This is a genomic window from Modestobacter sp. KNN46-3 (assembly GCF_011039295.1).
In genome coordinates this window covers 1-2,306 of the sequence record NZ_JAAKGN010000287.1, presented here as the reverse complement: position 1 = coordinate 2,306, position 2,306 = coordinate 1, and the positions used below count along the sequence as shown (strand labels likewise).

Here is a 2,306-nt window from a genome sequence, read left to right as displayed (position 1 = left end):
TCGCGGACGAACCCGGTCGCCTCGGTCAGCGCCTCGGTGGCCGGCTCCTCGTCCGGCGCCAGCCCGCTGATGCCGAACTGCTCGAGGTCGTAGGCGTCGGCGAGGTAGCCGAAGGCGGTGTGGCTGGGCTGGTTCCAGCCCTACGGCTGGACCGGCCCGTCCTCGGTGGTGCTGCCGGCGCTGGCGATGGGCCTGCCCGCGGGTGGGCTGATCGGCCGGCTGGTCGCCGACGGGCTGACCGTGACCGGCACCGAGCGTTGGGTGTCCACCTGGCAGGTCGCAGGCGCGTCGGCCGGGCAGCTGAGCCGCGCCCTGGTGCGCCGCACCCTGCCCGCGCTGACCACCCAGGTGGCGCTGGTGCTCGTCGGCCTCACCGGTGGCGCCGTCGCCGTCGAGCAGGTGTTCGCCGTCCCCGGGCTCGGCCGGGCGGTGCTCGGCGCTGCGGAGGCCCAGGACCTGCCGACCCTGCAGGCCGGGATGCTGCTGCTGCTCGGTGTCTCCGCGGTGTTCGGCGGGCTGGCCGCGCTGACCCGGGCGCTGCTGCTGGGCCGGGCGATGCGCAGCGGCAGCGTGCCGGTGCCGGCCCGGGCCACCCCCTCCCGGCGCCGGGACTGGCTGCTCCCGGCCGGCGCCGCCGGGCTGCTGGCCCTCGTGGCGGCCGCCGGGCTCGGCCGCGACCCCTTCACCTCCGCGCACCCCCGACTGGCCGCACCCAGCGCCGCGCTCCCCTTCGGTGCCGACGCCAGCGGGCGCGACCTGCTGGCCCGGGTGGCGCACGGCGCGGTGCAGACCGTCGGCACGGCCACGCTGGTCGTGCTGGCGACGCTGGTGGTCGGCGTCCTGGTGGGTCTGGCGCCACGGGCCTCGGTCGGGCCGGTGGAGGTGGCCAACGCCGCGCCGCCGGTGATCGTCGGCGTGCTCGTCGCCGCGGCGCTGGGCACCTCGCAGGCCGGCGCCGCGCTGGCCGTCTCGCTGGTCGCCTGGGCGCCGATCGCCGCGTACGTGGCCGCCGCGTCGGATGAGGTGCGGCGCCAGCGGCACGTCACCGTGCTCCCGGTGCTCGGGGTGGGACCGGCCACGGTCACCTGGCGGTACGTGGTGCCCGCCGTCCTGCCGGCGGCCGCCCGCAACGCCGTGCTGCGGCTGCCGGGCATCGCGCTGGCGCTGGCCGCGCTGGGCTTCCTCGGCCTCGGCGCCACGTCACCGACGCCGGAGTGGGGGCTGCTGCTGGCCGAGGGGATGCCCTACGTCGAGCGGGCGCCCTGGGCGGTGCTGGCCCCGACCGGTGCGCTGGTGGCCGCGTCCGTGCTGGCGGTATCGCTCTCCGGGTTGAGCCGCCGGCCGCGCCGGCCGGCGGCCCCAGCCGGGCTCCCGGTCCGGGCGGCGGCCCCGTCGCCGGAGCAGCCCGCCGGCGTGGGCTGACGACGCGGCCGCCGGACGGGTCGGCGTGGTTTGACAACGATTCTCATTACGGCGACGATCGTGGCCATGCACCTCCCGTCCCGTCGACGTCCCGCCCGCCCGCTGCCCGCCCTGTCCCTCGCCTGCGCCGGGGTGGTCGCGCTGGCCGGCTGCTCCGGCACGGCCGACGCCGGTGCAGCCGGTGCCGACGGCGACCAGCTGGCGGTGGTGGCGGCCTTCTACCCGCTCGCCTGGCTGAGCGAGCAGGTGGCCGGGGACCTGGCCGACGTCACGTCCCTCACCCCGGACGGCGCCGAGCCGCACGAGTACGAGCTCACCCCGCGCGACGTCGCCGCCACGGCCGAGGCCGACGTGGTCGTCTTCCTGCCGACCCTGCAGCCCGCCGTGGACGCCGCCGTCGAGCAGCAGGCCGCCGAGCAGGCCTTCGACGCCGGCGAGCCGGCCGACCTGTCGCTCACCTTCGAGGCCCACGACCACGGGCACGCCGAGGAGGAAGAGGACGCCGAGAAGGAACACGGCGGGGAGGAACACGGCGACGAGGAGCACGCCGACGAGGAGGTGACCGACCCGCACTTCTGGCACGACCCGATGCGGATGGCCGCCGTCGGCGAGGCGCTGGCCGAGCACCTGGCCACCGTGGACGAGGCCAACGCCGAGCAGTACACCGCCAACGCCGCGGTCCTGCGTGGCGAGCTGGAGGAGCTGGACGGGGAGTTCCGGGCCGGCCTGGCCGACTGCGCCAGCCGGGAGCTGGTCACCAGCCACACCGCCTTCGGCTACCTCGCCGACGCCTACGACCTCGAGCAGTTCGGCATCAGCGGGCTGGCGCCGGACGAGGAGCCGGCCACCGAGGCGCTGACCGAGGCGACCGGGTTCGTCCGCGA

General features: G+C 77.2%; 3 protein-coding genes. 2 read left to right on the top strand and 1 reads right to left on the bottom strand.

Annotated features, from left to right (window positions below; translation table 11 throughout):
- The coding region (locus G5C62_RS28430) for a hypothetical protein (RefSeq protein WP_241176159.1) at window positions 1–71 on the bottom strand (71 nt) is incomplete at its 3' end.
- Window positions 72–117: 46 nt separating this feature from the next.
- Here G5C62_RS28430 and G5C62_RS26560 point away from each other — a divergent pair.
- Window positions 118–1,422 (top strand): ABC transporter permease subunit, encoded by a 1,305-nt coding sequence (locus G5C62_RS26560; protein WP_206330888.1) that lies wholly within the window; start codon window positions 118–120, stop codon window positions 1,420–1,422.
- 66 nt (window positions 1,423–1,488) lie between these two features.
- The coding region (locus tag G5C62_RS26555) for a metal ABC transporter substrate-binding protein (RefSeq protein ID WP_164703349.1) at window positions 1,489–2,306 on the top strand (818 nt) is incomplete at its 3' end.